The sequence below is a fragment of the Variovorax sp. V35 genome (assembly GCF_041154465.1).
Classification (GTDB): domain Bacteria; phylum Pseudomonadota; class Gammaproteobacteria; order Burkholderiales; family Burkholderiaceae_C; genus Variovorax; species Variovorax boronicumulans.
The window spans coordinates 5,265,796-5,284,790 of sequence record NZ_AP028666.1; the positions used below are offsets into that span (position 1 = coordinate 5,265,796).

Annotated in this window: 16 protein-coding genes; 10 read left to right on the forward strand and 6 right to left on the reverse strand. The window is 69.4% G+C overall.

Going from position 1 to position 18,995, the window contains the following annotated elements:
- Nucleotides 1–36: 36 nt before the first annotated feature.
- Complete coding sequence (locus tag ACAM42_RS24230) at nucleotides 37–1,644, forward strand: class I adenylate-forming enzyme family protein (protein ID WP_369629678.1); 1,608 nt, start codon at nucleotides 37–39, stop codon at nucleotides 1,642–1,644.
- Nucleotide 1,645: 1 nt separating this feature from the next.
- Here the strand turns inward: ACAM42_RS24230 and ACAM42_RS24235 are convergent, their stop codons facing one another.
- Genes ACAM42_RS24235 through ACAM42_RS24245 form a run of 3 tightly spaced genes read right to left on the reverse strand, consistent with a single transcriptional unit; the run spans nucleotide 1,646 to nucleotide 5,156 of the window.
- Nucleotides 1,646–3,190 (reverse strand): long-chain fatty acid--CoA ligase, encoded by a 1,545-nt coding sequence (locus tag ACAM42_RS24235; protein WP_369629679.1) that lies wholly within the window; start codon nucleotides 3,188–3,190, stop codon nucleotides 1,646–1,648.
- 5 nt (nucleotides 3,191–3,195) lie between these two features.
- Nucleotides 3,196–4,329 (reverse strand): DUF5938 domain-containing protein, encoded by a 1,134-nt coding sequence (locus tag ACAM42_RS24240; protein WP_062469831.1) that lies wholly within the window; start codon nucleotides 4,327–4,329, stop codon nucleotides 3,196–3,198.
- A 23-nt stretch (nucleotides 4,330–4,352) separates the two neighbouring features.
- Nucleotides 4,353–5,156, reverse strand: a complete 804-nt coding sequence (locus tag ACAM42_RS24245; protein ID WP_369629680.1) for an SDR family NAD(P)-dependent oxidoreductase — start codon at nucleotides 5,154–5,156, stop codon at nucleotides 4,353–4,355.
- A gap of 241 nt (nucleotides 5,157–5,397) precedes the next feature.
- Here ACAM42_RS24245 and ACAM42_RS24250 point away from each other — a divergent pair, with 241 nt between their 5' ends.
- Genes ACAM42_RS24250 through ACAM42_RS24260 form a run of 3 tightly spaced genes read left to right on the forward strand, consistent with a single transcriptional unit; the run spans nucleotide 5,398 to nucleotide 7,768 of the window.
- Nucleotides 5,398–6,039 carry a TetR/AcrR family transcriptional regulator gene (locus tag ACAM42_RS24250; protein WP_369629681.1) on the forward strand — a complete coding sequence of 214 codons (642 nt, stop codon included), beginning with the start codon at nucleotides 5,398–5,400 and terminating at the stop codon, nucleotides 6,037–6,039.
- A 7-nt stretch (nucleotides 6,040–6,046) separates the two neighbouring features.
- Nucleotides 6,047–7,009: a TIGR03571 family LLM class oxidoreductase gene (locus ACAM42_RS24255; protein ID WP_369629682.1), complete on the forward strand. Its 963-nt coding sequence runs from the start codon at nucleotides 6,047–6,049 to the stop codon at nucleotides 7,007–7,009.
- 54 nt (nucleotides 7,010–7,063) lie between these two features.
- On the forward strand, nucleotides 7,064–7,768 hold the full coding sequence (locus ACAM42_RS24260; RefSeq protein WP_062469843.1) for a glutathione S-transferase N-terminal domain-containing protein: 705 nt from the start codon (nucleotides 7,064–7,066) through the stop codon (nucleotides 7,766–7,768).
- Nucleotides 7,769–7,785: 17 nt separating this feature from the next.
- On the opposite strand, the gene ACAM42_RS24265 is transcribed toward ACAM42_RS24260, so the two are convergent.
- From ACAM42_RS24265 to ACAM42_RS24275, 3 genes are all read right to left on the reverse strand, one after another.
- Nucleotides 7,786–9,036 (reverse strand): glutamate carboxypeptidase, encoded by a 1,251-nt coding sequence (locus ACAM42_RS24265; protein ID WP_369629683.1) that lies wholly within the window; start codon nucleotides 9,034–9,036, stop codon nucleotides 7,786–7,788.
- 74 nt (nucleotides 9,037–9,110) lie between these two features.
- A complete protein-coding gene (locus ACAM42_RS24270) occupies nucleotides 9,111–10,790 on the reverse strand; it encodes a cyclic peptide export ABC transporter (protein WP_369629684.1) in 1,680 nt (559 codons plus the stop codon).
- A gap of 85 nt (nucleotides 10,791–10,875) precedes the next feature.
- Nucleotides 10,876–11,109 carry a hypothetical protein gene (locus tag ACAM42_RS24275; RefSeq protein ID WP_062469860.1) on the reverse strand — a complete coding sequence of 78 codons (234 nt, stop codon included), beginning with the start codon at nucleotides 11,107–11,109 and terminating at the stop codon, nucleotides 10,876–10,878.
- 162 nt (nucleotides 11,110–11,271) lie between these two features.
- Between ACAM42_RS24275 and fhuF the strand changes: the two genes are divergently transcribed.
- From fhuF to ACAM42_RS24305, 6 genes are all read left to right on the forward strand, one after another.
- Nucleotides 11,272–12,057: a siderophore-iron reductase FhuF gene (fhuF, locus tag ACAM42_RS24280; protein WP_369629685.1), complete on the forward strand. Its 786-nt coding sequence runs from the start codon at nucleotides 11,272–11,274 to the stop codon at nucleotides 12,055–12,057.
- Between the two features lie 68 nt (nucleotides 12,058–12,125).
- On the forward strand, nucleotides 12,126–13,232 hold the full coding sequence (locus ACAM42_RS24285; protein WP_369629686.1) for a GNAT family N-acetyltransferase: 1,107 nt from the start codon (nucleotides 12,126–12,128) through the stop codon (nucleotides 13,230–13,232).
- Complete coding sequence (locus ACAM42_RS24290; RefSeq protein WP_070062440.1) at nucleotides 13,219–14,538, forward strand: lysine N(6)-hydroxylase/L-ornithine N(5)-oxygenase family protein; 1,320 nt, start codon at nucleotides 13,219–13,221, stop codon at nucleotides 14,536–14,538. Before ACAM42_RS24285 ends, ACAM42_RS24290 begins: the two co-directional genes overlap by 14 nt.
- Before the next feature lie 160 nt (nucleotides 14,539–14,698).
- A complete protein-coding gene (locus ACAM42_RS24295) occupies nucleotides 14,699–15,277 on the forward strand; it encodes an RNA polymerase sigma factor (protein ID WP_070062439.1) in 579 nt (192 codons plus the stop codon).
- Nucleotides 15,274–16,302 (forward strand): FecR family protein, encoded by a 1,029-nt coding sequence (locus ACAM42_RS24300; RefSeq protein ID WP_369629687.1) that lies wholly within the window; start codon nucleotides 15,274–15,276, stop codon nucleotides 16,300–16,302. Before ACAM42_RS24295 ends, ACAM42_RS24300 begins: the two co-directional genes overlap by 4 nt.
- A gap of 205 nt (nucleotides 16,303–16,507) precedes the next feature.
- Entirely contained in the window at nucleotides 16,508–18,955 is a 2,448-nt protein-coding gene (locus ACAM42_RS24305; RefSeq protein WP_369629688.1) for a TonB-dependent siderophore receptor, read from the forward strand.
- The last annotated feature ends 40 nt before the right edge of the window (nucleotides 18,956–18,995 follow it).

Here is an 18,995-nt window from a genome sequence, read left to right on the forward strand (position 1 = left end):
CGATCGAGCACCCCCAACGACCGGAGACACGCCCCCATGCCCGCCGCCCGCCCCGAGCCCACGCCCTCCTCCTTCCAACGCATCGCCCGCATCGCGCTGGGCGACGTGATCCACCGCAGCACGCGGCGCTTCGGCGCGCGCACCGCGCTCATCGAAGGCGAGCACCGCATGAGCTACAGCGAGCTCGACGCCGCATCGAACCGCTTCGCGCACCACCTGCTGGGCCTGGGCCTGGCCAGCGGCGAGCGCGTGGCCATGCTGTGCAACAACTCGATCGAGATGGTGGTCGCGCTGCTCGGCATCCAGAAGGCCGGGCTGGTGTGGGTGCCGATCAACACGGCGCTCGCGGTCGACGCCATCGGCTACATCCTCGAACACGCCGAGGTGCGGCACCTCGTGATCGACACCGTGCTGCACGCCAAACCCGAACTGCGCCAGCTGCTCGACACAGCGGGTGTCTCGCCGCTGCTGTGCGTGCTCGACGGCGACACGCCGCCGCCCGGCGTGCCCACCGTGGCGCAGGCCATCGCGCAGGGCCCCGCCACGCTGCCCGACGTGGCCATCGACACCAACCAGCTCGCGCTCATCATGTACACCAGCGGCACCACCGGCCGGCAGAAGGGCGTGATGCATTCGCACGCCTCGGTGCACTCGGTGCTCCAGAGCAACATGCTCGAATGGGGCGGCGGCCCCGCGCACCACGACGTGTGGAGCAATGTGCTGCCGCTGTTTCATTGCGGGCAGCACACGGTGCTGATGTCGGCGCTCGCGGTGGGCGGCACGAACGTCATCCTGCGTGGCTTCGACCCCGGCGCGATGCTCGCCGCCATCGAGCGCCACAGGATCACCGTGACGGTCGGGCTGCCCATGATGTACGGCGCGCTGCTGGCGCACCCGCAGCGCGAGTCGCGCGACCTGTCGAGCCTGCGGCTGTGCGTGTATGCGATGGCGCCGATGTCGCGCACGCTGCTGCTGCGCCTGCTCGATGCGCTGTGCCCGAACTTCGCGCTGGCCTCGGGGCAGACCGAGATGTACCCCGGCGCCACCATCTTCGAAACGCACCAGCAGCGCGAGCGCTTCGGCTCGTACTGGGGCGTGGGCACCCTGGTGAACGAGGTCGCGGTGATGGGCGACGAGGGCGAGCTGCTGGCGCCGAACCAGGTCGGCGAGATCGTCTTTCGCGGACCGAACGTGATGCTCGGCTACTACAAGGACCCACAGGCCACGGCGCACGCGCAGCGCTTCGGCTGGCACCACTCGGGCGACCTGGGCAAGCTGGACGACGACGGACAGCTGATCTTTCTCGACCGGCTCAAGGACATGGTCAAGTCGGGCGGCGAGAACGTGCCCTCGCTCAAGGTCGAGGAGGTGCTGCTGCGCCACCCGGCCGTGCTGAACGCGGCAGTGGTCGGCCTGCCGCACGAGCGCTGGGGCGAGGCCATCACGGCCTTCGTCACGCGCCGGCCCGATGCGCCGGCAGAGTTCTCGGAAGCCACGCTCACGGCGCACTGCAAGGAACACCTCGGCGGCTTCGAGGTGCCCAAGGACATCGTCTTCCTGCCCGCGCTGCCGATGACCTCGACGGGCAAGATCCAGAAGTTCGAGCTGCGCCAGACGCACCAGGGGCACTACCAGCGCGACTGAATCAGGGTGACGACAGCTTCTGCAGCAGCGACGCCCGCACTTCCTTCTTGAGCACCTTGCCGACCTTGGAGCGCGGCAGGTCGGCCCACACCTCGACCTGCTTGGGCGCCTTCACGCTGCCGATGCGCGACTTGACGAAAGTCTTGATCGCCTCGGCGTCCACGCTGCGGCCCGCATGCAGCTGCAGCACGGCCACCACGCGCTCGCCCCACTTCTCGTCGGGCAGGCCGACGACGGCGCTGTCCTGCACGTCGGGATGCTGCATCAGCACCTGCTCCACCTCGGCGGAGTAGACGTTGAAGCCGCCCGAAATGATCATGTCCTTCGCGCGGTCGACGATGTACAGGAAGCCGTCGCCGTCGAGGTAGCCAATGTCGCCCGTGTGGTGCCAGCCGTGGCGCGAGGCCTCCTGCGTGGCCTTCGGGTCCTTGTAGTAGCCGCGCATCACGAGCGAGCCGCGCACCACGATCTCGCCGCTTTCGCCCGTGGGCAGCAAGGCGCCCTCGCCGTTCATGATGCCGACCTGCACCAGCGGCCCGGGCCGCCCCGCCGAGGCCAGGCGCTGGCGCGCCACAGAGCCATCGGCATTGAAGTGGGCGCGCGGCGGCATCATCGAGACCATCATCGGCGCCTCGGTCTGGCCGAAGAGCTGGGCCATGACGGGGCCGATCTTGTCGAGCGCTTCTTCGAGCCGCGCGGCCGACATGGGCGCGGCACCGTACCAGAAGCACTGCAGCGAGTCGCGCTTCGTCTGCGCCAGGTCCGGGTGCTGCAGCAGCATGTAGATCAGCGTCGGCGGCAGGAAGGTGTGGGTGACGCGCCGGCGCTCGATGAGCGCGAGGAACTCGCTCAGGTCGGGCTTGGGCATGATGACCACGCGCCCGCCCAGCGCCATCACCGGCAGGCACAGCACGCCGGCCGCGTGCGTGAGCGGCGCGAGCGCCAGGTACACGGGCCGGCCCTCGAAGGGATAGCCCATGAGGGTCAGCGCCGACATGGCCTCCAGGTTGCCACCCGAGAGCATCACGCCCTTGGGCTGGCCGGTGGTGCCGCCGGTGCCGGCGATCATGGCCACGTCGTCGGGCGGTGCGATGTCGATCGGCGCATCGTCCAGCCCGTCGAGCCACTCGTCCATGGCTGGCGCGAAGGCCTGCCGCTGGTCGAGGCACACCAGCGCCTTCAGTTTCGGCAGCTGCGCGCGCATCTGCTCGACCATGGGCGCGTAGTTGCTGTGGAACACGAGGCAGGCGCAATCGAAGGCATCGAGCACGAAGGCGTTCTCGCTGGCCTCGTTGCGCGGGTTGATCGGGCACCACACGCCACCGGCGCGCGAGATGCCGAACACCGTGGCGAAGGCCAGGGCGTCGTTGCTCGAGAGCACCGCCACCTTGTCCCCGGGCTGGATGCCCGCGCGCTGCAGGCCGCGCGCCACGCGCCAGCTGATGCGTTGCACCTGGCCGTAGCTCAGGTCGGCGTCGCCCATGGTGAGGCACGGCGAATCGGCGCCCTGCTGGGCGCCTTTGTCGAGGTAGTCGACGAGGCGCATGCGCGTCAGCCCATCCGCGTGAGCACGGGTTCCTGCACCAGCCCGAAGCTGCGCAGCGCGCCCAGCAGCTCGCGGTGCCCGAAGGCCTGGCAGCCCGAGGCAAAGCCGGCGCGGCGCGGGGCCTGCTGCAGCAGCGAAGCCGCTGCGTAGGCCTGCAGCAGGCCGGTCTGCTTGTAGTTGCAGTTGCCGAAGATCACGCAATGCGCGCGCCCCAGCGGACCGGAGGCATGCACCGAATCGACCGACTTGTTGATGCGCGGGTTCTCGCGCGGCGGCATGGTGTTCATCACGCCCGCGGCCGTCTGGGCCAGCGCGGCATAGCGGTCTTCGTCGTTCATGCCTTCGGTGGCCTTGAGCGCGGCGGCCACGATCTGCGGCACGCCCAGCATCAGCGGCTTGTTGAAGACGCCGCCGAGCACCTTCACGTTGGCCACGCGCGGGTCGCGCTTGAACCACACCGGGTGCGAGGTGCCGCCCCAGGGCAATGCCAGCGCGGCTTCATGCTGGCCGGGAATCGACAGGTGGTACAGGCCCGCGTCGGGCTGCCATTCGACGTACTGGTTCTGCTCCAGGTAGAAGGCCTTGGACGTGGCCGCGTTCACCAGGATGGTCTGCGTCGACGCGATGGTCGGGCTGCCGCCCCAGAACACGGCGATGTCGAGCGTGTCCAGGCCGGGCGTTTCCAGGCACAGCTGCGCCGCGATTTCGCCGGTGGTGTACATCTGCGCCAGGCCGGGCGACAGCAGCAGGCCGGCCGCCGCGAACTTGGCACCGTATTTCTGGTCGAGCGTGATGAGCCAGTCTTGTTCACCGGTGGTGTCGGTGTAGTGGCAGCCGGCGGCCAGGCAGGCATCGACCACCTCGGGACCGAACTTGGCGAACGGGCCCACCGTGTTGAGCACGACCGAGGCGCCGGTGAAGAGCTCGGTGAGCGCCTCGACCGTGTGCGCGACCTCGACCACTTCGTAGTCGGCGGTCTCGATGCCGGGCACGTTCGACTTCATCGCCGCTTCGAGCTTCTCTGCGCTGCGGCCTGCTGCGATGAAGGGGATGTGGTACTCGCGCAGGTACTCGCAGACCAGGCGCCCGGTGTAGCCGGAGGCGCCGTAGACGATGACGGGTTTCTTCTTGCTGCTCATGTTTCTTGCTCCTTGTTGATCGCTCACATGCCCATGCCGCCGTCCACCGCGAGGCCCGCGCCGGTGATGAACCGGGCGGCGTCGGAGCAGAGGAAGACCACCACGTCGGCCATGTCGCCGATCTCGCCGAGGCGGCCCAGCGGCGTCTGGCCGATGACATCGCCCACGGCGGCCTCGACGCTGGGCGCGAGCCCCGCGGCCACGATGTCGTTGGCGAGCTTCATGCCCATGTCGGTGGGCACGAGGCCGGGGTAGATGCAGTTGACGCGCACGCCGTAGCCCAGCTTGCCGGACTCCATGGCCGCCACGCGCGTGGCGCGGTCGACCGCCGACTTGGTCGCCGAGTAGCCGGCGATGGCGGGAAAGGCGATGGTGGCCGCGACCGACGCGATGTTGACCACCGCCCCGCCGCCGCCCGCGCTGCCGCCGGGGCGCATGGCGCGAAAGGCGTGCTTCATGCCCAGCAGCGTGCCGGCCACGTTCACGTCGAGCATGCGGCGCAGGTCGTCGCCGTCGACATCGACCACCAGCGAGGTGATCTCGATGCCGGCGTTGTTGACCAGGATGTCGAAACCACCCAGCGCCTTCACCGTGGCCTCGGTGGCAGAGGCCCAGTCGCCGTCCTTCGTGACGTCGAGCGGGACGAAGCCCACCTTCGCCCCTTCGGCGGAGAGCCGCTGTGCAGTCTCCTTGCCCAAATCGGCGAGCACGTCGCCGATCATCACCGACGCACCCGCTTGCGCCAGTGCCTGTGCGATGCCCGCGCCGATGCCGCGCGCACCACCCGTCACCAGGGCCTTGCGCCCCGTCAAGTCGAACTTGGCCATCACTTGTCTCCTGTGGATATGTGTATGAGATGGAGCGGCCATGCTAGGAATCGACTTGACGAGTGTCAAGAATTTTTTTGACGGCTGCCCAAATTTCGTAAAATGCCTTTGGAATGCACGTACGAGGGATTTCCCACGCCGCGTGCTATGGTTTGCAATCACCAGGAAACACAGCGGCCGGCACTCTGCGGCCTGGCTAGAAATGACCACTCATTCACGGGTAAAGAAGCACGCCGGACGGATGCAGAAGGCACCGGCCGACAAGTTCGAGCAACGCCGCGCCGAGCTCGGCGAAGCCGCCCTCACCACGCTGGCCACGCTCGGCTACGCGCGCACCAGCCTGCGCGAGATCGCGCAGAACTCCGAGTTCTCGCATGGCGTGCTGCACTACTACTTCAGCGACAAGGTCGACCTCATCGTCTGCAGCGTCAAGCAGTACAAGGCGCGCTGCGTCACGCGCTACGACCACGCGGTCGACACCGCCACCACTTACGACGAGCTCATGGAAGGCTTCCTGCAGAGCCTGGGCGACACGCTGCTGGGCGAAGGCCACGTGCACCGGCTCTGGTACGACCTGCGTTCGCAGGCGCTGTTCGAAGCGGCCTTCCACGACGACGTGGTACAGATCGACAAGAGCCTCGAAGACATGATCTGGCGCATCATGAGCCGCTTCGCCGAACTCTCGGGTCAAGCCCCCGGCCTGCCGCCCTCGGCCTGCTACGCCCTCTTCGACGGGCTGTTCCTGCAGGCGCTGCTCAAGCACCTCTCGGGCGACACCAAGGCCATCGCCGACATGCAGGCTGACGTGCGGCAATCGATCGAGCGGCTGTTCACCGCCCCCGCCGCAACCACCGCGCCGGCCTCCCGCAAGCGGCGCGCCTGACGCCGCCATGGCGCCGTTCAACACCGCCTACCGGCAGACGCTGCTCGCCGGGCGCCTCACCCTGGGCTTGATGACGCCGCTGGCGCGCCCGCCCGACGCGATGGCCGACCCCGCGTCCGAACTGCAGCTGGCCCGGCTGGCCGACACGCTCGGCTTTGCTGCGCTGTGGACGCGCGACGTGCCCGTGATGGTGCCGCAGGGCGAAGAGACCGCGGTGCTCGACGAGCCCTTCCTCTGGCTCACCGCGCTGGCCGCCGCCACGCAGCGCATCGCGCTCGGCACCGCCGCCGCCGTGCTGCCGCTGCGCCATCCGCTGCACGTGGCCAAGGCCGCGCTCTCGCTCAACCGCCTGTCGAACGACCGCTTCATCCTCGGGCTGGGCTCGGGCGACCGCGAGGCCGAGTTCGCCATCTTCCAGCAGGACATCGCGCTGCGCGGCGACGTCTTCCGCGAACGCTGGAACCTCGTGCGCTCGGCGCTCTCGCCCGATGCACAGGAGCGCGCCGCGCTGCACGACGCCACCGGCGGCCACGACCTCATGGCACCGCCCGCCGCGCGCATCGGCATGCTGGTGGTGGGCTCGGCGCGCCAGTCGCTGCAATGGACCGCCGCCCACGCCGACGGCTGGGCCACCTACCACCGCGACGAGGCACGCCAGCAGGGCCGCATCGGCCTGTGGCAGACCGCGCTGCGCGAACGCGCGGGCGGCGAGGCCAAGCCCTTCATCCAATCGTTGCAGCTCGACCTGCTGGACGATGCCGACGCACCCGCCGAGCCCATCGAACTCGGCCTGCGCGCCGGGCGCCATGCGCTCGTCGACTACCTCGACCGCATGGAAGACGCCGGCGTCGCCCACGTGCTGCTGAACCTCGTGCGCAGCAGCCGGCGGCCCGCGCAGGACGTGGTCGACGAGCTCGGCCGCGAGGTGCTGCCGCGCCTGCAAGGCCATGCGCGCACGCCGCCCCCCTGACCCGTGCAGAATCCGGCGCTCGCCGTTGTCGCCCCTCTTCCAAGGACTTTCCCCATGACCGATCTCTCGCACTTCCCCATCACGAAGAAATGGCCCGCGCAGCACCCCGAGCGCCTGCAGCTGTACTCGCTGCCCACGCCCAACGGCGTGAAGGTGTCGATCCTGCTGGAGGAAACCGGCCTGCCCTACGAGCCGCACCTCGTGAGCTTCGAGACCCAGGACCAGATGTCGCCAGAGTTCCTGTCGCTCAACCCGAACAACAAGATCCCCGCCATCCTCGACCCCAACGGCCCGGGCGGCCAGCCGCTGGCGCTGTTCGAATCGGGCGCGATCCTGCTGTACCTCGCCGAGAAGACCGGCCAGTTCATTCCGAAGGATGCGGCGGCCCGCTACGAGACCATCCAGTGGGTGATGTTCCAGATGGGCGGCATCGGCCCGATGTTCGGCCAGCTCGGCTTCTTCAACAAGTTCGCCGGCAAGGACTACGAAGACAAGCGCCCGCGCGACCGCTACGTGGCCGAATCGAAGCGCCTGCTCGGCGTGCTCGACAAGCACCTCGCCGACCGCGCATGGATCATGGGCGACAGCTACACCATCGCCGACATCGCCACCTTCCCGTGGGTGCGCAACCTGATCGGCTTCTACGAGGCCGGCGACCTCGTGGGCTTCAGCGAGTTCAAGAACGTCGCGCGCGTGCTCGAGGCCTTCGTGGCGCGGCCGGCGGTGGTGAAGGGCCTGGGCATTCCGAAGCGGGGCTGAGGCCCCGACAGCAGGCCCTAGTTTGCGCTCAGGTCCATGAGCATCCGCGACAGCAGATAAAGCCGCGGCACCACGCTCTCGACCTCGGCGTACTCCTCCGGCGTGTGGATGCCGCCACCCACGATGCCAAAGCCGTCGAGCACAGGCACGCCGACACCGGCCACGAGGCTGGCGTCGGCGGCGCCGCCGCTGCTCTCGATGGTGAGCTTCTTTCCGATCTCGCCGTAGATGCCCTCGGCCATGCGCACGAGCTTGTCCGATGCGGGCGAGCGCGGCATCGGCGGCAAGCCGCGCACGAGGCGCACGCGCACCTCGGTCTCAGGGATGAGCTTGTTCTGCGCGATGCGCGTGAGGTCCTTCTCGACACGGTCGAGCTCCTCGGGCGTGGCGGCGCGCACGTCGCCCTTGGCGCTGGCCGACGCGGGGATCACGTTGGTCGGTCCGTTGGCCGTGAGCACCGTGAAGTTGACCGTGGTCTTCTTCGCCGCATCGGCCACCTTCGACAGTTGCAGCACCTGGTGCGCGACTTCCATGGCCGCGTTGCGGCCCGCTTCGGGCGCGACGCCCGCGTGCGACGCGAGCCCCTTCACCTCGATGAGTGCCGTGGCCGAGCCCTTGCGCTCGACCACGAGGCCGTCGGCCGGGCGACCCGGCTCGAGGTTCAGCGCCACGTCGTGCTGCTTGGCCACGCGCTCGATGAGCGCGCTGGTGCCGACCGAGCCCGTCTCTTCGTTGGTGTCGATCAGGAAGGTGATCTGGCCGTAGTCCTTGAAACCGATCTTCTGCAGGATCTTCAGCGCCTGCAGGCCGGCCACGACACCGCCCTTGTTGTCCATCACGCCAGGGCCGTAGGCGCGGCCGTCCTTGATGTAGAAGGGCTTGGCCGCGGCCGTGCCGTCCTTGAACACGGTGTCGATATGGGCCAGGATCAATATCTTCTTCTTGCCCTGCCCCGTCAGCGTCGCGACCAGGTTGGTGCCCGGGTGCGGCTCAGCGGGAAAGCTCTCGATGCGCGCGTCGAGCTTGCGCAGTTCGTCCGCCACCATCTCGCGCACCTTGGCCAGGCCTTCGGTGTTGGTCGAGCCGGAGTCGATGTTGACCATGCGCTCCAGCAGCTGCAGCGTCTCGTCCTTTTGCTGCGTGGCGGCGTCGAGCACGCCCTGGTGCGGCTTCTGGGCCAAGGCGTTGACGGCGAGCAAGGCACTGGCCAGCACGGCGCCCTGGCAGGCGGCGCGCGTCCATGAACGCGGGGTGGAGCGAAGGTGCATGAGGAGGCCTGTTCTTTCTGTTGTGGAGGTTCGTTCGAAGCGAACCCCACACTAGCACCCGCTTCGCGAACGGGTCAAGCCGCGAGGCTCGGCGCCGGCGCCTCGGTGGCCTGCGCGATGCGCCCGGCCTTCATGTGGACGATGCGGTCGGCCACATGAAAGTAGCGGTCGTCGTGCGAGATGACCACCAGCGAGTGCCCCTTGGCGCGCAGCTCGGGCAGCAGCTCGGTGTAGAACAGGTGGCGAAAGGCGGGGTCCTGGTCGGCGGCCCATTCGTCGAACACCAGCACCGGCCGGCCTTCGAGGTAGGCATGCACCAGCGCCAGCCGCTTGCGCTGGCCGGTCGACAGGTCGGTGGTGCTGAAGGCGCCGTCTTTCACCGACACCTTGTGCGCGATCTCCAGCCGTTGCAGGTAGGGCAAGGCGGTTTCGGGCAGCGCCTGGTGGCCGCCCTCTTCGCCGGCCACGAGGTCTTCGAACAGGTAGAAGTCGGAGAACACGGTGGTGAAGAGCTGGCGGTAGTCGTCGCGCGTCTGCGGCGTCACGGCCTTGCCGTCGAGCAGCAGCTCGCCATCCACCGGCGCGTACAGGCCCAGCAGCAGCTTGATGAGCGTGGTCTTGCCCGAGCCGTTGTCGCCGACGATGAAGACGATCTCGCGGCGGCCGATGCGCAGGTCCACCGGGCCGAGCACGAAGGGCTCTGCGCCCTCCACCGCCGGGAACGCATAGCGCGCGCCACGCAGCTCGATGGCGTCGTGCAGCACGGGCGTGGCGGGCGGTGCGTGCAGGTCCAGGTGCGGCTCAGGCGTGGCGAAGCGGGCCGACAGGTCACCGATGCGCTCGAAGGCCACCTTCGCGCGCCCCAGGTGCGGCAGCGCCGCCACCACCTGGTCGAGCGGGCCCTTCAGGAACAGCAGCACCAGCACGAAACCGCTGAGCACGACCGGCGCGGTGTCGCGGAACGCGGCCCAGCCGAGGATGAGTGCAATCAGCAGAAAGAACAGCGCCGAGCCGAAGGACGAGGCCAGCACGAAGATGTTGATGGCGCGGCGGTTGATGTCGTGGATGCGTTCCACCGTGTGCGCCACCTGCTGCTCGTACACCTTGGCGCGGCGCGCGCGGTGCATGCGCAGCTCCTTCGCGCCTTCGCTGATGCCGCGGTAGGCCTTGTGCAGCGCCTCTTCCTGCTCGCGCGCCTTGAAGAAGCCCGAGATGCCGCGCGCATGCGCCAGGCTCTGCACGGTGATGCCCACGAGCAGCGCCGCCAGCAGCAGGCCGAACAGCGGCGGCGAAAGCCACGCCAGGTAGCCCAGGCAGCCGAGGGAGACGGCCAGCGCGATCATGGTCGAGGCCAGCATGAAGGCCACGTCGCTGATCATGTCGACGTCCTGCGTGAGCACGGGCATCAGGCGGTGCATGCGGTAACGCTCGAGCGCATCGATCGGCGCCGCGAGGATCTTCAGCGCCAGGCTCTTGCGCACTTGCGCCACGAGCCGCTGGCCGACCACGTTGTTCGACATGTCGGAGGTGGCGCGCCCGACCAGCGCCACCACGCACAGGCCGATGAAGGTCAGCAGCAGTCCGCCGGCCAGGCCGCCGGGGCGATGCAGCACCTGGTTGATGGTCGCCAGCAGCGCGACGGTCGCGATGCCCGCGCCGATGCCGGTCACGGTCGACAGCGCGATCCACGGGAAGTAGGGCCGCAACAGCCGGACGAGTTCGGACGCGGGGGCGCTGGCGGGTGTGAGGTTCATGCGGCGGACGGTTCGTTGCAAAGGGAGACGGGCTCCCTGCAATGACGTTCGGCGCGCCTGCTTGTTTAGCAGGAAGGCGCAGCGCCTATTGCAGCAGCGGCTGCGCCCCCGCCTCGCGCGCGGCCTCCACCACCGAGGCGCCCGCCAGCGCCCACAGCGTCAGGGCCTCGTCAAGCGCGCGCACGTGGCCCGGGTCCTGGCCGAGCCAGGCCACAAGCTGCTCGGCGCGCTCGGGCGACGGTGCGTCGTGCAGCTCGCGAAAAAGCCGCCAGGCCATGCTGAAGGCCGGATCGGAGGGACGGTGTCTCGGGAAGCTCATGGGGATTCGCACGCCTGCACTGCTGTCGATGAGTGAGTAGACGCTCCGTGGGGCAGGCTGTTTAGGCACGGGCCTCGTGCGGACTAAATTTCTGGCCCGCCGGCGCGTCTTCTGCTGCATGCCTGTGCGCCTTCTTCTTCACGCCACCTTCGGCCCCGCCCCGTGATCCCGCTGCTCGCGCCGATCTTCCAGGGCGAGTGGGCGCCCTACGGCGAAACGCTGGCCTGCGCCCCGCACCCGCCGCCCAACGCCGTGCGCGTGGCCGACCTGCTGGCCGATCCGCCGCGCCTGCTGGCGCTGCTGCGCCTGAAGGCGCGCACGCTGAACATGCCGGAGCGCGACCTGCGCGCGGTCGCTTCCGCCTGGAGCATGAACTACCTGCACGCGCTGCTGCCGCCCGTGGCCGCCGCGGCGAGCCTGCTGCAGCACGGTTTTCCGGTCAGGCCCGAGCAGGTCTGGGTCAGCCTCGATGACGAAGACGGCGACCCGGAGTGCTTCCACATCGTCGAGCTCGGCACGCCGCGCCCCGGCACCGACACGGCGGCGCGCTACGACGTGCTGCTGTGGACGCACCTCGCGCCCCTGTTCGCGCGGCTGACGCAGCTCACGCGGCTGGCACCCAAGATCCTCTGGGGCAACGCCGTGCGCTACCTCGAGCCGGTGCTGGAGGAAGGCCTGCGCATGAGCAGCCAGGCGCCCGCCGTGGCCGCCGATCTCGAGCACCTGCTGCACCGCCCGACCTGGCCGCAACCGTGCGGCACGCTGCGCGACAACCCGATGTTCATGCCCGCGCGCCGCGGCGTGCGCGTGGCCGATCGCAGCGCGCCGCCGGTCACGCTGCACCGCCAGTGCTGCCTCTACTACCTCGTGCCGCGGCTGGGCTACTGCGGCGCGTGCCCGCTCTCGCCCGAGTTCGAGCGGGAGCGCTATGCAAGCACCGCCGACTAAACATCCGGCCGCAGCCCGCGTCTTCCTTCTGCATCCCACACACATCGACCACACCCCGGAGGTTTTGCTTGACCGCCCACGACACTGCATGGCGCTTTCACGCGCATCCCGAAGGCCGGGTGCTGAACGTCCGGCTGGAAGGCACCGTGCTCAAGGTCACGCCGCACGACGGCGACCGCCACAGCAGCACCTGGGCCCTGCGCGCGCAGCCCGACACGCCGCGCCTCGAATGGCTGGGCGCTTGCGCGGGCGAGCCTGACGAAGCGCACCTGCTGGCGGCGATCGAGGCGGCCTTCCAGCGCCACCCGGCCGCGCGGCAGCTCGCGCTGCAATCGCCGCTGCCGACCGGCACGCGGCTGGTGGACGCGGGCATCGTCACGCCGGCCGAGGGCGCGCTGCCCACGGTCGCGCGCGAGGCCTTCTGGCAATGGCCGCGCGCCTGGCTGCCGCAGCCGCGCGAGCCTTTCGCGCAGCGCTTCGTCGTCACGCAGGGCAAGCGCCACCCGCTGCGCCCCGCCAAGCCGCAGGGCACGGTGTACCGCCGCCACATCCCGTGGCTGAACCAGACGCTCACGCTCGACACGGTCGACATCGAACGCGACCTGCCTGCCTTCCATCGCTGGATGAACGACCCCGTGGTCGCCCATTTCTGGGAAGAGGAAGGCGACCTCGCGCGCCACCGCCAGTACCTGGAAGGCATCGCGGCCGACCCGCGCGTGACCGGCCTCGTCGGCCGCTTCGACGGCGAGCCCTTCGGCTACTTCGAGGCCTACTGGGCCAAGGAAGACCGCATCGCGCCCTTCTATGACGCGACCGACCATGACCGCGGCTGGCATGCGCTGGTGGGCGAGGCACGCTTTCGCGGCAAGCCCTTTCTCACCGCCTGGATGCCGTCGGTGTCGCACTACCTCTTCCTGGACGACCCGCGCACGCAGCGCGTGGTGATCGAGCCGCGCGCCGACAACGAAAAAATGATCCGGAGCCTGGGCCGCTGCGGCTACGCCCATGTGAAGGAGTTCGACTTTCCGCACAAGCGCGCCCTGCTGGGCGTGCTGTGGCGCGAGCGTTTCTTCGGCGAGGCGCTGTGGATTCCGCGCGCCGACCCCACCGCCGCTTCGCCGGCCCCGGCTCGTCGACACGAGCCATCCCTGGAGGACATCCATGCAAATCCATGACCTGATCGGCGTCGGCTTCGGCCCGTCCAACATCGCACTGGCCATCGCGCTCGACGAGAAACGCCAGAAGGGCCACTTCGTCGACGCGCTGTTCATCGAGAAGCAGCCTGGCTTCGTCTGGCACCGCAACATGCTGCTGGACAACGCGCACATGCAGATCTCGTTCCTGAAGGACCTGGCCACGCTGCGCAATCCGTCCAGCCGCTTCACCTTCCTGAACTACCTGCACGAAAAGCAGCGCCTGCAGGACTTCATCAACCTCAAGACCTTCTTCCCGAGCCGCCACGAGTTCAACGACTACCTGGGCTGGGCCGCGGCGCAGTTCGAGGACCGCTGCGCCTACGGCGAGGCCGTGTTCGAGGTGGTGCCCGAGATGAAGGGCAACGAGGTCTCGCTGCTGCGCGTGCGCTCGCGCGACGCCAACGGCGCGGTGCGCGAGCGCCTGGCGCGCAACCTGGTGGTGAGCGTGGGCGGCGTGGCCAACATCCCGGCGCGCTTCCAGCCCCTGCGCGACGACGGCCGCGTTTTCCATTCGAGCACCTACCTGGAGGCCATCGCCCGCCATCCCGGCGCCGACCGCATCGCCATCGTGGGCGCGGGCCAGAGCGCGGCCGAGATCTTCATGGACCTGCAGTCGCACCCGGCCAAGCCGCAGGTCGACCTGATCATGCGTGCGCGCTCCATCAAGCCCTCGGACGACAGCCCGTTCGTGAACGAGATCTTCAACACCGACTTCACCGACTTCGTGTTCAACCGCTCGGTGAACGAGCGCGCCGAGCTGCTCGAGGAGTTCTGGCACACCAACTACGCCGCGCCCGACCTGGAGCTGATCCAGCAGATCTTCAACGTGTTCTACCGCCAGCGCGTGGCCGGCTCGACGCGCCACAGCTTCCTGCGGCGGCACGAGGTGTCGGCGGTGCGCGCCGCGCAGGACGGCATCCACCTGTCGCTGCACGACCTGAACACCGGCGCGCGCCACGACAAGGCCTACGACGCCGTGGTGCTCGCCACCGGCTACGCGCGCGACGCGCACCGCACGCTGCTGGCACCGCTGGCGCCCTACCTGGGCGATTTCTCGGTCGACCGCGACTACCGCGTGCAGGGCACGCCGGCGCTGCGCCCGGGCATCTTCCTGCAGGGCGCCTGCGAGACCAGTCACGGCCTGAGCGACACGCTGCTGTCGGTCACCGCCATCCGCTCCGACGAGATCGGGCAGGCGCTGCTGAACGCCACGCCGCGGCACACGGCGCAGGCGCCGCAGGCCCCCGCCGCGGAGCGCCCCGCCCACGCAGCCCCCGTGGTCTAGCCACGGAAACGCAAGGCTTCGGTGCTACACTCAATAAGAATAGTTCTTATTCACCCCATCCCCGGGGTCACCGAAGCCAGCGCCCTCGCCTCCTCTTCACCGGCGCGCACCAGCCATCGGCCCAGGGGTCCTTTGTCGATGCTTGCGAGAAGGCGACCGGATGCGCGACCTCGTCCAGGAACTTGTGTCTCACTACGCGGACTTGCGCCGGCAGCTCACGCGCGACCTGCGCGACCCGCACCATGCGGCCGACATCGCGCAGTCCAGCTTCGAGCGCGTGTACACGCACACCCTCGGCCTGCGTGACGGCGCTGCCATCGAGTCGCCGCGCGCCCTGCTGTTCCGCGTGGCGCGCAACCTGTGCATCGACGAAGCGCGCCATCGCAAGGTGGCGCAGGAGTGGGCCGTCTCGCATGCCGTCGTCGGCACGCACCTCACGGCCCCCTCGTCCGAATACGTCGTGGCGCAGCACCGTGTGCTGCGCCGCGTGGTGGAAACCATGGAGCAGCTGCCGCCGCGCCGGCGCGAGGTGTTCCTGCTGTTCCGCGCCTATGGCCACTCGCGCGCCGAGATCGCGCAGCGCCTGGGCATCACCGAGATGGCGGTCGCCAAGCACCTGCTGCGCGCCACCATCGACTGCTCGCGCGTGTTCGCCGAGCTGCGCCATGAACTGATCGAGCCGCAGGCGGTGAACAGCCACGCCGGTTTCGACACCGCACTGGCCGAAGACTTTTCATGAGCCGTGCGGCCACAGCGGTCGTTCCGCGTGAACGGCTGATCGAACGCGCGCTCGCGCTCATCGTCGAGGACGAGATCGCGCCGCCGAGCCCGGCCGCCAACAGCGCCCGGCTCGCGCTCGACCAGTGGCGCACGCGCTCGCCCGAACACGCCGCCGCCGTGCGCGAGGCGCGAGAGCGCTGGAACGCGCTGGGCGGCATGGCCGACGATCTGCGCGCGCACTTCGACGAACCCGTGCCCGCACCGGCCCCACGCAACCCCTCGCGCCGCAAGATGCTGCTGTCGGTCGCCGGGCTGCTCGGCGCCGGCGTGGTCGCCGGGCGCGGCGTGCAGTGGTACTGGCAGCAGCCGGTGTTCCAGGCCGCGTATCGCACGCCGAACGCGCGGATGCTCAAGGTCACGCTGGCCGATGCCGCCGATGCCTCGGCCGGCAGCCGCCTCGACCTGGCGCCCCAGAGCGCCGTCGACGTCACGCTCTACCGCCGCCGCCGCATGATCGACATGGCGCGCGGCGAGGTCCGCTTCGACGTCGCCCCCGACGCCGACCGTCCCTTCGTGGTGCGCACGCGCGAGGCGATCATCGAAGTGGTCGGTACCGCCTTCACCGTGCGCGACCGCGGCGGCCCGATCACCGTGGGCGTCGAGCACGGCCATGTGCGCGTGCAGGTGCTGCGCCACGCCGGCACCGAACGCAGCGGCGAAGTGGTCGACCTGCGCGCCGGCGACATGCTCGAGGTGCGCGACGGCCACGCCGACCCGGTGCGCCAGGCCGACACCGCCGCCCTCTCGGCCTGGCGCGACGGCTGGCTGGTGTTCGACAACACGCCGCTGGGCGACGCGCTGGCCGCGGTCAACAGCTACCGCAGCGCGCCCATCGTCGGCGCCGACGCCCGCATCGACGCGATGCGGCTCTCCGGGCGCTTTCGCACCAACGACTCGGCCGGCCTGCTCGACGCGCTGCCGGCCATCCTGCCGCTGGTGGCGGTGGCCCGGCCCGACGGCAGCGTGCGCCTGCAGGCGCGCTGACCCGGGTGCGCCCGCCGGCGCGCCGCTCCCTCTTTCCGCTCGTTTTTAGCCCCGCATCGACGCGGCGGCCGATGCCTTGTCACGGGCCTGTCTCTCTTTTTCGAGTTCAAACGTCTTACATCCAGAAGCACCCCGCATCCGATCGACGGCTGCGGCGCGCCCCCGTTTCATGCCGCACCGATTTATTTGTCTGGAGCCTTCACCCATGCGTTTCTCGCCTCGCCACCGACTCCTGAGCGCCGCGCTTGCCGCTGCCTTCGGAACCGCCCTTGCCAGCTGGAGCGGCCTTGCCGCCGCCCAGGGCGCCGACCAGCCCGCTGCACAAGCACGCGACATCAACGTGCCCGCCCAGCCGCTGGGCGCCGCGCTCAACGAGCTGTCGCGCCAGACCGGCGTGCAGGTGCTCGCCGCCGGTGACGTGGTCTCGGGCCTGGCCGCACCGGCCGTGTCGGGTCGCCTGAGCTTCCAGCAGGCGCTCGACCGCCTGCTGGCCGGCAGCGGCCTCGTGGCGGTGCGCAACGGCCCCACGCGCGTCACCATCCAGCGCCAGAGCACGGCCGGCGCGTCCACGCTGCCGGCCGTGACCGTGGCCGCGCAGGCCGCCACCGACGGCACCACCGAAGGGACGGGCTCGTACACCACGCGCGCCGCCGCCGGCGCCACGCGCATGGACCTGTCGCTGCGCGAGACGCCGCAGTCGGTCAGCGTCATCGGCCGCCAGCAGATCGACGACCAGAACCTCGTCACCCTCGAGGACGTGCTGCGCCAGACGCCCGGCATCGTGGCCGACCGCAACGACGAGCGCGTGACCTTCTCCTCGCGCGGCTTCGCCCTGAGCACCATGATCGACGGCGTGCCCACGCTGGGCTTCAACAGCGTGGCTGGCGAGTCGAGCATGATCAGCACCGCCTTCTACGACCGCGTCGAGGTGATCCGCGGCGCGGCCGGCCTGCTCAACGGCGTGGGCTCGCCCGGCGGCGCCATCAACCTCGTGCGCAAGCGCCCGACCTCCGAATTCGCCGGCCACATCTCGGGCGGCATCGGCAGCTGGAGCCGCTACAACGCAGAGATCGACGTGGGCGGCCCCCTCAACGCCGACGGCACCGTGCGCGGCCGCTTCATGGCCTCGCGCACCGACGGCAAGAGCTTCATCGAGAACAAGAAGCGCAGCGAGGACGCGCTGTACGGCATTCTCGAAGTCGACCTCGCGGCGGGCTCGCGCCTGTCGGTGGGCTTCGAGCACCAGAAGACCGCCATCGACGGCGCCAACTACGGCCAGAGCCCGCTGTTCTTCAGCAACGGCCAGCGCACGAACCTGCCGCGCTCGTTCAACTCCAGCGCCCCGTGGAGCTACTGGGACATGTACAGCGACAAGCTGTTCGCCAACCTCGACCAGCGCCTGGGCGCGGGCTGGCAGCTCAAGGTGGACGCCAGCTACCTCAAGAGCAAGCGCGAACGCGCCTCGGGCGACCTGAGCATCTACCGCGCGATCAACGCGCGCACCGGCGCCTCCACCATCGACATCCGCGAGAACCCCGCCGAAGGCGCCAACAAGGCCCTCGACGTGCACCTGAAGGGCCCGTTCGAGGCCTTCGGCCAGACGCACGAGGCCGTGGTGGGCATGAGCTACAACACCTACGACGCCACGGTCTACACGCGTGGCGCCGTGCCGCGCATGATCGACCGCCGGCCGCTGAACTTCTACCAGCTGCAGAGCTTCCCCGAGCCGACCTCCTTCTCGTACCCGCTGTACACGGCGCCGCTGAACACCACCGAGAAAGCCATCTACGCCTCGACCCGCCTGAAGCTGGCCGAGCCGCTGTCGCTCATCGTCGGCGCGCGCGGCACCTGGTACAAGTCCGATGCGTCCACGCTCGACTGGACCACCTGGCGGCGCACCGGCGTGAGTTCGATGCGCGAGAACGGCGTGGTCACGCCCTACCTGGGCGTGGTGTTCGACGTGAGCAAGGAACTCTCGCTGTACGGCAGCTACACCGACATCTTCCAGCCCAACACGGTGCGCGACCGCAACAACTCGCTCATCGCGCCGCAGCGCGGCAAGAACATCGAACTGGGCCTGAAGGGTGAGCACTTCGGCGGCAAGCTCAACACCAGCGCCGCGATCTTCAAGACGCGCGAGACCAACCTCGCCGTGATCGACACCGGCGCCGGCTCGCTGCTGCCCGACGGCGGCATTCCGTACCGCGCGGTGCAGGGCGCCAAGAGCAAGGGCTTCGAGCTCACCGCCGCCGGCGAGGTGCTGCCGGGTCTGCAGATGCTCGCGGGCTACACCTACCACGCCAAGCGCGATGCCGACGGCGTGCTGCTGAACCCGCAGTACCCGCGCCGCCTGCTGCGCGTGGCCACCAGCTACCGCCTGCCGGGCGAGTGGAGCAAGCTCACCGTCGGCGGCAGCGTGAGCTACCAGAGCGGCATCTACTACGACGAGTTCAACGAACTCGGCCGCGCCTCGCAAGGCGGCCTGACGCTGTTCGGCCTGATGGCGCGCTACGACATCAACAACCGCCTGAGCGCCTCGCTGCACATCGAGAACCTGGGCGACAAGCGGTACTACAACGGCCTGGGCGCCTACAACGGCTACACGCAGGGCAATCCGCGCAACGCCTGGCTGAAGCTCAGCTACAAGCTCTGACACGCACCAACGAATTGACTTAGGGCGGCACCGGCAGAAG

What these genes read in the sequence shown, in the direction of transcription:
- ACAM42_RS24230 (WP_369629678.1), top strand. Translation starts at nt 37, where the DNA reads ATGCCCGCCGCCCGCCCCGAGCCCACGCCCTCCTCCTTCCAACGCATC.
- ACAM42_RS24235 (WP_369629679.1), bottom strand. Translation starts at nt 3,190, where the DNA reads ATGCGCCTCGTCGACTACCTCGACAAAGGCGCCCAGCAGGGCGCCGAT.
- ACAM42_RS24240 (WP_062469831.1), bottom strand. Translation starts at nt 4,329, where the DNA reads ATGAGCAGCAAGAAGAAACCCGTCATCGTCTACGGCGCCTCCGGCTAC.
- ACAM42_RS24245 (WP_369629680.1), bottom strand. Translation starts at nt 5,156, where the DNA reads ATGGCCAAGTTCGACTTGACGGGGCGCAAGGCCCTGGTGACGGGTGGT.
- ACAM42_RS24250 (WP_369629681.1), top strand. Translation starts at nt 5,398, where the DNA reads ATGCAGAAGGCACCGGCCGACAAGTTCGAGCAACGCCGCGCCGAGCTC.
- ACAM42_RS24255 (WP_369629682.1), top strand. Translation starts at nt 6,047, where the DNA reads ATGGCGCCGTTCAACACCGCCTACCGGCAGACGCTGCTCGCCGGGCGC.
- ACAM42_RS24260 (WP_062469843.1), top strand. Translation starts at nt 7,064, where the DNA reads ATGACCGATCTCTCGCACTTCCCCATCACGAAGAAATGGCCCGCGCAG.
- ACAM42_RS24265 (WP_369629683.1), bottom strand. Translation starts at nt 9,036, where the DNA reads ATGCACCTTCGCTCCACCCCGCGTTCATGGACGCGCGCCGCCTGCCAG.
- ACAM42_RS24270 (WP_369629684.1), bottom strand. Translation starts at nt 10,790, where the DNA reads ATGAACCTCACACCCGCCAGCGCCCCCGCGTCCGAACTCGTCCGGCTG.
- ACAM42_RS24275 (WP_062469860.1), bottom strand. Translation starts at nt 11,109, where the DNA reads ATGAGCTTCCCGAGACACCGTCCCTCCGATCCGGCCTTCAGCATGGCC.
- ACAM42_RS24290 (WP_070062440.1), top strand. Translation starts at nt 13,219, where the DNA reads ATGCAAATCCATGACCTGATCGGCGTCGGCTTCGGCCCGTCCAACATC.
- ACAM42_RS24295 (WP_070062439.1), top strand. Translation starts at nt 14,699, where the DNA reads ATGCGCGACCTCGTCCAGGAACTTGTGTCTCACTACGCGGACTTGCGC.
- ACAM42_RS24300 (WP_369629687.1), top strand. Translation starts at nt 15,274, where the DNA reads ATGAGCCGTGCGGCCACAGCGGTCGTTCCGCGTGAACGGCTGATCGAA.
- ACAM42_RS24305 (WP_369629688.1), top strand. Translation starts at nt 16,508, where the DNA reads ATGCGTTTCTCGCCTCGCCACCGACTCCTGAGCGCCGCGCTTGCCGCT.